9 protein-coding genes are annotated in these 7,568 nt (G+C 32.8%); 2 read left to right on the top strand and 7 right to left on the bottom strand.

Features of this window, described 5'->3' with window-relative positions:
• Nucleotides 1-84: 84 nt before the first annotated feature.
• From ABEF84_RS15510 to ABEF84_RS15490, 5 genes are all read right to left on the bottom strand, one after another.
• A complete protein-coding gene (locus ABEF84_RS15510) occupies nucleotides 85-558 on the bottom strand; it encodes a hypothetical protein (RefSeq protein WP_347473892.1) in 474 nt (157 codons plus the stop codon).
• A gap of 288 nt (nucleotides 559-846) precedes the next feature.
• Nucleotides 847-1,782: a replication initiation protein gene (locus ABEF84_RS15505; RefSeq protein ID WP_347473891.1), complete on the bottom strand. Its 936-nt coding sequence runs from the start codon at nucleotides 1,780-1,782 to the stop codon at nucleotides 847-849.
• 196 nt (nucleotides 1,783-1,978) lie between these two features.
• A complete protein-coding gene (locus ABEF84_RS15500) occupies nucleotides 1,979-2,404 on the bottom strand; it encodes a plasmid replication DNA-binding protein (protein ID WP_347473890.1) in 426 nt (141 codons plus the stop codon).
• A gap of 112 nt (nucleotides 2,405-2,516) precedes the next feature.
• Nucleotides 2,517-2,960, bottom strand: a complete 444-nt coding sequence (locus ABEF84_RS15495) for a hypothetical protein (protein WP_347473889.1) — start codon at nucleotides 2,958-2,960, stop codon at nucleotides 2,517-2,519.
• 208 nt (nucleotides 2,961-3,168) lie between these two features.
• The gene (locus tag ABEF84_RS15490) at nucleotides 3,169-3,876 is read right to left on the bottom strand and encodes a hypothetical protein (protein ID WP_347473897.1); all 708 of its coding nucleotides are present in this window, start codon (nucleotides 3,874-3,876) and stop codon (nucleotides 3,169-3,171) included.
• 200 nt (nucleotides 3,877-4,076) lie between these two features.
• Here ABEF84_RS15490 and ABEF84_RS15485 point away from each other — a divergent pair, with 200 nt between their 5' ends.
• Both ABEF84_RS15485 and ABEF84_RS15480 read left to right on the top strand, forming a co-directional pair.
• A complete protein-coding gene (locus tag ABEF84_RS15485) occupies nucleotides 4,077-4,670 on the top strand; it encodes a recombinase family protein (RefSeq protein ID WP_347473896.1) in 594 nt (197 codons plus the stop codon).
• Nucleotides 4,671-4,673: 3 nt separating this feature from the next.
• A complete protein-coding gene (locus ABEF84_RS15480) occupies nucleotides 4,674-5,195 on the top strand; it encodes a hypothetical protein (protein ID WP_347473895.1) in 522 nt (173 codons plus the stop codon).
• 132 nt (nucleotides 5,196-5,327) lie between these two features.
• Here ABEF84_RS15480 and ABEF84_RS15475 read toward each other — a convergent pair whose 3' ends face one another.
• Nucleotides 5,328-5,600 carry a hypothetical protein gene (locus ABEF84_RS15475; protein WP_347473894.1) on the bottom strand — a complete coding sequence of 91 codons (273 nt, stop codon included), beginning with the start codon at nucleotides 5,598-5,600 and terminating at the stop codon, nucleotides 5,328-5,330.
• 8 nt (nucleotides 5,601-5,608) lie between these two features.
• Nucleotides 5,609-6,262 (bottom strand): hypothetical protein, encoded by a 654-nt coding sequence (locus tag ABEF84_RS15470; RefSeq protein ID WP_347473893.1) that lies wholly within the window; start codon nucleotides 6,260-6,262, stop codon nucleotides 5,609-5,611.
• Nucleotides 6,263-7,568 lie beyond the last annotated feature (1,306 nt).

Below are 7,568 nucleotides of genomic sequence, written 5' to 3'. Positions count from 1 at the left end.
TTTTGAACTGGCTAAAACCTTATTAAATGTAGCTTTAGGCTGTTTAAATTTTGACTAACGCAAGAAGTCATTGATTACAATCATCTAAGGATTACCATGAAAAATATCACTGATAAATTTTTGTTTTCTAATTTCTGCTTCAACTTCAAATTTTTTATCTAGAGTAGAACGAACATCAGAGCATCTTCCAAGTGTAATTTTTTTTGCTTTAGTTAATTTTTTTTTAGAATCTAAAAAAAATGGATTTGCATCCTTTGAAGTAATGAAATTACGATTTAATTCCATAAAATCTAAAGTACTATTAGACGAACCTTCCAACAAACAAGCCTCGTATAAGGTATCAAAACTAGAAATACCTTTCTTTTCAATAGAGTTATTTAGATTTGAATAATCCAAACTATTTAAAGCAGATAATGCCTTAACGATATAATTATAAGTATCTGGGTTATTAACTTTAATTGGTTGGTAATACCGAAGCCCTTTTTCTTTAAAAACATCAGCAGAACTACGCTCAATTAAAAATAAACTTAAAAATATGAAGATGATATATTTATTCATTAACAATTACTCTTGTATCTATTTAGTGAGATTAAAATACTAGACCTCTTGCGAAAGTCGTTTTTGCAAGTTCATCCGGTTTACCAGTGCAGCGATTAAGTTAATACGTAAACCGAATCTTTTTCGTCTGTTTTCTCCACGCCCTCTGTTCTTCTCAATACCCTATCCAATTCCATGCAGTCGGTTGGTTGCTGTTTTGATCGTTACGCTACAGATGAAAACAAGTGATGAAATACAAACACGGCGTACCGCTAAAAACAGCCCCAAAGGGCTAATATCTGATTTAGGCTATTTGCACCAGTAGATTACCGATCTACGAGATACTTTTAGCTTGTCTGCTATCTCTGTATAGCTCATGCCTTTTTCCTTGTAACGCACTGCTAGCTTACGTTTAGCGTTATATGCTTCACCTTTAGCTTTACCTCCTAACTGCCCTTTACGTGTCTGACGATCAATAAATTCTTGGTATGCATAACCATCTCGTTTCCACACCCAACGAGCAATTGATTTTGCAATGCCTTTAACTTCGTTGTACTGCATTGGGTCAGTGAATTGAGCATTCACAGCACAGCATTGAGCAATGACACCATCAAGCCACTGATTAAAGCTCTTAGCCCGATATTTGCGTACTTCCACATAAGCCCAATGCCTTACTGTATGGAACACACAGCAATTGCGACCAAGCCCCACAGCTTCATCTATTTTAATTTCTTTATTGATTTGACGAGGTGTTAAGTCCAGGCGTTCAGATAGTTGATCAAGTGTATAAGGTTGTTCACGTAGTACATGAGTACGCCATGAGCTGTGTATGGCGTTTTTAGTTATAAGCCCACTATAGTTGATGTCTGCATTCAAAACTTGCCTGAGAGCCAAATAGACGGCGTTAGCATATTTAATTGGTTTATCGTTGCTTGCATTCGTTTGATAGATCGGAGTTGCTAATTGATAAATGTAATGAGCATGTCCGTTCTCAGGATTCTCTACAATCAAGTTTGGAGTAGGTACGCCTACCATTGAATAGAAATAATCAACGTAGGCTGTTGGATAATCCAAATCAAAGACAAAGAAATGAGTGTAATAGGGATGATTAGGCTGAATATAGCGTTTAAGCAATGCTAGATGTTTAGGTCGAATCTGTAGACCTATTTGAAGATCATCCGAGCAATAAGGCTTACTTGGGAATCTGTCTGTAATTTGTGCTAAGTCTAATGTTAATTGTTGCATTGCATAACGTACCTGTTTGCAAATGCTCAAACAACCTGTATTATTGTTCTCAGATTGTTTGAACTTCACTGTTTTAAACGGTCTAAGGATTCAAGCCTGTATTTCTAAACTTTGGCGAGCGAGGAAATACGGGCTTTTTCATGTCTGAAATATTTGTATCACAATTCACTGAATATAAAAAATTTCTAACGCTAAATTATCCAAATATTTTTGAAAGTAGTCCTTTTCGTTCCTGTGGCTTATGTTCAATTAGCTTCTGATCTAACTGTTGTTTAAGCCATGCTTCATTTGCTTTGACGTATTCCAGTTGCTTTTCAAGTTGTTCAACTTGTAATTTTAGTTGTTCAATTTGTTGCTGTAAAAGCTGTTCATTACTGCTTTTAGATTGTTCAGATTGTTGCTGAATAGGCTGTTCAATATTATCTGTATTGTTCAGTAGTTGAATGACAGCTTGTTCCGTTGCTTTCTTGTCTGCCTTATTTCCAAATACACGCATCATATCTTGAACAGAAACAAGACCATCTGCATTCTTGGTTAGATCACCTTTCTTAATTCGAGCATAAATAGTGTTACGGCTAACCTTAAACAGTTTGCTTGCTTGGTTAATAGAAATATTGCTCATTGTTGCTCATTATTGTTTTGATTGATTGAACAAGAATATACAGTATTTCGCATGTTAGAAAGTGTGTAATAAAAAAGGGAGCATATAGCCCCCTTACGAGTAGTTGAAAGAATCAACGTACATTCATCTGCTTTTCAAGTTCAATAATCTTCTTGTCTAGCAGATTTTGCTCACGAGATAGTTTGGCAATTTCTACTTTAAGATTGGCTTGCTGTACGTAGAGCTTGCCCAGTTCATCAAAAGGATTGTCAGACTTAGCTTTAGCTTTCTTTTCTTCTTTAGCAACTTTGGCTTTATTGGCTGCACGTGTAGCTTGAGCTTTTTGACCACGCTCTACATTACGTTTTTCAACGTATGTTTTCGCTTTCTCAATGGTAAGATCAGATAAGTCATAAACATTCTTTAAGTCATCAAGGTTGTAGATGAACTTCGGATATTGTTTAAAGCCTTGTAGCTTTTCTTGAATAACTCCCTTGTCTAAGTCTTTATCAACGCCTAGAACTTCCTTAATTTCAGGGATAGAGAAAGTATAAAGTTTTGTTGTTTCTGTAGTCATGTATATGTTCAACTCGTTAAATTCTTTTCATGCCAGTAGGTTAGCAAACTTAATAAACCATTGAAATACAAATAATGTGGTGAATATTGATAAGACTGATCGGTTAGGGCTATATAAAATTAAACGCTGTACGTGAATAGAAATAAATTAGCAGGGTAGTTGTACTGTTTCATTCACGTAGAGAGAGCATATTGGCATGAAATATTTTCTAATATCCTCTTTCTCGACAAATTTCTTTTAATTTAGCTGCACTTTCTTTGAGTTGAGTTCTAATTTTTACTAGTGGAGAAAGAGTCCATGCTGAAGATTTATTAGTTAGCTCATTCGTTTTATTCAAGAAGTCAATACAAAGTATATTTTGTGCTGTAACAGAATCATCTTCTTCTACGAGTTTTTTCCTTAAGATAAGCATATCCTCAAAAATATTTTTAGCATCGTTATATTGATTATACTCATCTTTACGTTTAGCTAATCCATCTACGATATATTTATTGTACCTTAGATAGAAATCATTTTCTTCTATATGAAATTTAGTAATATTATTGTTTCGACAGGCTGTTGTAAGCGTATTTAGTTTATTTAAAGACTCAACATATATTGTATTTGTTTTATAGGTTGTTGCATAAAACTTCTTATTAGTATCTAAGGTTTGCTGTTTAAGCTTTCGATATTCAATACAATAAAGTCTTGTTAGTTCATTTTTATCAGAAGTTTTTGAGATTGTTGCTTGAAGGGTATTCAAGTCTTGGTCAATCTTTAAACTTTCTCTCTTATATTCTAAAACTTTATATACTTCAATTAGAAATATATCATTTTTGCTATTCTGTTGTGCAACCTTGGTTCTAGCTTGCTCTGGAGTAAGAGCAACTACTTCAAATGAAAAAAACAATAAAGATAAGGTAAGTAATTTAGTCACTGTGCTTATGAAATTTTAAAGTTATAAAATTATAGCTTAGCATATATGTTATGACTGGTAATAAGTATTAAACATCTATCATTAGACAATACCCAAAAGATAATAGAATTAAATGATAAATATATCTATCAATTGAGTTGTTTTGATAGTTAAATGATAGTATTATCATAATACTTAAAGAGATAGAGTTAAATAATAAAATGACCATTCATATATATGTAAGAGCTAGTACAAAAGACCAAGATGCAGAGAGAGCATTAGATAGCCTTAAAGAGTTTGCTAGTACCATTCAAGACAGTGTTAAGGAATATGTAGAGAATGAATCAGGTACAAAGCTAGATAGACCTGTATTAAACAAGTTACTTGATAAGGCAGAGAATGGAGATACCTTATTAGTTGAGAGCGTAGACCGCTTATCACGTTTAAAACAAGATGAGTTTGAAGTATTGAAAGGACGTATAAAAGAGAAAGGATTGAAGCTAGTTGTAGCTGATCTGCCAACTACTCATGTACTACTGAATACAGACGATACAATTACAAGCTCTATCCTGAATCTAGTTAATAACCTATTAATTGATTTACTTGCTACTATGGCTCGATTAGACAATGAAAAGCGTATAGAACGTATTAAGCAAGGTTTAGAGAGAAGCGGATACAAGCCTACTGGAAAGAAAGCAGATACAGCTAAACATGCTAGAATTAAAGAGTTAAATAATAAAGGCTTAACAAAAGAAGAAATAGCAAAGGCTGTAGGGTGTGGTGTTGCTACTGTATATAGAGTTTTAAAGGGGTAGTCTATGGATGTTTGTAGTTGGGATTGGGGAGCTATTAGTACGATTATTGGAGCAGGAATAGCTTCTGCTACTGCATTGTATATCTCAAGGCAGTGGAGAAATCAAAAAGGTAGTGAAGTTATAGCTAATGAAGCTAATAAAGCTTTTAAGGTGTTAAGTGAGATAGAGATATTAAGTTTATCTGCACTAAAACACTTTAAAGATGATAATTATAAACATCTTGTAAGTACTTATACAGAATATCAAGATAAATATGAAATACTGAGAGATTCAATTTTACTTATACTATATGTTGTTAGTGATAGTAGTTTAAAAGATAAATATTCTAATTTTGATAATACATATGAAAACTTTTCTAAAGTCATATCAAATAAATTAGAATATGATAGTTTTAATGATTCAAATATAGATGAATTGACTAGAAATATAGATGATATTGTTTTTACTAAACATTCTTATTCTAATGAAATTAAAATAATATTATCAGAGTATGCTCTATTTAAAAGAATATCCAAAAGCGCATAGGCGCACCGCACCTCACACGTGAGCATATAAGCACGTACACGTGAGAGAGAGGAAAGAAGCTATACTCTATCCCCTAGATTGTAATTAGTTGATAGATAATAAATGCTACAGCTACAGAGCATAATAAAAGTGTCATATCTCTATCTCCTTAAACTGTTCTAATAGCTTTACATCATCTACTAATGGCATATATAGCTTTACATTGCTTATATCAATACCATCAAAAGCAGGGAGAGCATCAAGAATATTTGATGTGATCTTGTCTAGATTTTCTTTATTCTTAACTACTTTATAGCCTTGTTCTGTATCTGCTTTTACTCTATTTGTTAGATATTGCCATAATACTAAATTAGATATTAGTTGATTGTATGCTGTATTAATTTGATATTGGTTATAGTCGATCATTATAGTTATTATCCTGTTTTCTTAATTGTTCTTTTCTTTTGTTCTTGTTTAGTCTTGTCAGCTTTAGGAGTTTTAGATTGTGTCAATCTGATACCTTTTAATTCCTTTTCTAGCTTTGTTTCATCTTTAGATAAGTAGCTATATCTATAAACTGCATCCTTAAAGTCTGCTGTATCTTTCAGATCATGGAAATAGTTATTAGTCTTTCTAATCTCTTTAAAAGCTGTGTAATAGTCTGCTGTATCAATAGAAACTGATCTTTCTTGTTTACGTGGCAAAGCAATAGCTGTACTAACACTATCTAAAGCATAAAGACAATCTCTAGCTTCATTTAAGATAGTAAAAGCATATTTAGAGCCAGTAGAAAATGTAAGCATGATATGTATATGGAATCCTGAATACCTACTCTTTTCCATAGCTATGTAGTATCCGTAACCTGTTTTAAGTTTACGTGATAAGGTTTTAGTTAATGCTAGATTTATAGATGATTTATCGAAGTCTGCTGATTCTACTTGTAAGACGATATGAGCTACTTGTGGCTTGTTTAGATTATCTCTACTACTTTCTAAGACTTTTAAGATGCTTTCAAATCTACGAGAATCTAAAGTGTAATTAGTGTTATATGTATAGCTCTTAGCTACTGTTTTAATTGATTTAGGCATATAGATATTAATTAATTATAAATATTAAATAGATATTGTTATTTGATATGAGTAGAGATGAGATAGAGAGATAGTTATATGTATCTGTAAGAGAGGATATATACTACTGTCTTAAATAAAATCCCTAAGCTGATGAGTGGCTAATAGATATTAAAAGGCTAGAAGCCTACTGTTGTTTTTATTGAAATGCCGTACTAGATTTATGTGAAAAGTTTTGTACTAAATTATGGAAAACACTATACCACATAAGGACTTTTTTGTCAATGTCTGACCAAGCTGTAAGCCTTTTCCTATATAGCTTCTAGGGTTTTTTATGTTTTATGGTTATGACGAATCTGACAGAGCAGAGAGAAGATAAAAAAGACTATATAAATACAGTAGTTTTACTGTGTTTTGAGTTGAGATAGAAAAATACTGATATTTAAAAAGACCTGTTTTTATGGTTATTTGAATACATACACCTACTGAACTGAAAATTCAGTTGAGTAGAAATAATAAATATTCCTAGCACTGAGAGCAGAATTGCGCTGAGCTAATCAGTACAATGTTCTATATGTTCTTTGATGATTGGTATAGAAATGTATAGACGTTTCCTCCATTGGAGGTAGCGTTATTCCTATTCAGTATCCATTTTTGGATTCTAAAAGATACCCTCAGATTTGAGGAGATGTATCCAAGTTTGGATGGATGTATTTAATTAGACACTAGATATTGTGTCTGTCAGATCATCCTAACACTAGATAAAGATATAAATATAATTCTGTATGCTCACCATTGCTCACAGGAGAGCGTTTAGACACCTTGCCTATGCACTTGTACCACTTCAACTTAAACGAGCTGTAAGAGCAAATGAGAGCCATTTAGAGCTATGCTATAAAAAGCCCTGATAAGATATGAAGTTTTATAATCGAATACCTGTTACTAATTTGATTTGAGCTTTTAGGAATTGAGAGCATGTCCTGCATTGAAGGATATGCAACTTCCTCCATTGCAGGAAGTTAAGATAGAACTTTCACAATTCTGTAAACGTGGACTAGGTATTGATTTAAGTACCTTGTCAAAGAGGGAGGGGATAAAGCTAATCTGCCCCCACCCCTAAATCCTGTCCTTAGTTTGAGGATAGGTACTCCGTATTAAGCAGGGGTTTTTCTTTTAAAGCTCCGCTTCCTTTCCATTGAGAAGCAGATAGACATTACATAACTAATTTTAATGAAAGGCTTGTTCTACTGATCTAGTTGTATTCAGAAATAAACAAAAATTTGTATGGTTAATAATAGACCTCTTGCGAAAGTATCTTTTACTTTAT

Source organism: Acinetobacter sp. ANC 7912, assembly GCF_039862785.1.
Taxonomy (GTDB): domain Bacteria; phylum Pseudomonadota; class Gammaproteobacteria; order Pseudomonadales; family Moraxellaceae; genus Acinetobacter; species Acinetobacter thermotolerans.
This window is presented reverse-complemented; position numbering and strand designations above follow the sequence as displayed.

What these genes read in the sequence shown, in the direction of transcription:
- ABEF84_RS15510 (WP_347473892.1), bottom strand. Translation starts at nt 558, where the DNA reads ATGAATAAATATATCATCTTCATATTTTTAAGTTTATTTTTAATTGAG.
- ABEF84_RS15505 (WP_347473891.1), bottom strand. Translation starts at nt 1,782, where the DNA reads ATGCAACAATTAACATTAGACTTAGCACAAATTACAGACAGATTCCCA.
- ABEF84_RS15500 (WP_347473890.1), bottom strand. Translation starts at nt 2,404, where the DNA reads ATGAGCAATATTTCTATTAACCAAGCAAGCAAACTGTTTAAGGTTAGC.
- ABEF84_RS15495 (WP_347473889.1), bottom strand. Translation starts at nt 2,960, where the DNA reads ATGACTACAGAAACAACAAAACTTTATACTTTCTCTATCCCTGAAATT.
- ABEF84_RS15485 (WP_347473896.1), top strand. Translation starts at nt 4,077, where the DNA reads ATGACCATTCATATATATGTAAGAGCTAGTACAAAAGACCAAGATGCA.
- ABEF84_RS15480 (WP_347473895.1), top strand. Translation starts at nt 4,674, where the DNA reads ATGGATGTTTGTAGTTGGGATTGGGGAGCTATTAGTACGATTATTGGA.
- ABEF84_RS15475 (WP_347473894.1), bottom strand. Translation starts at nt 5,600, where the DNA reads ATGATCGACTATAACCAATATCAAATTAATACAGCATACAATCAACTA.
- ABEF84_RS15470 (WP_347473893.1), bottom strand. Translation starts at nt 6,262, where the DNA reads ATGCCTAAATCAATTAAAACAGTAGCTAAGAGCTATACATATAACACT.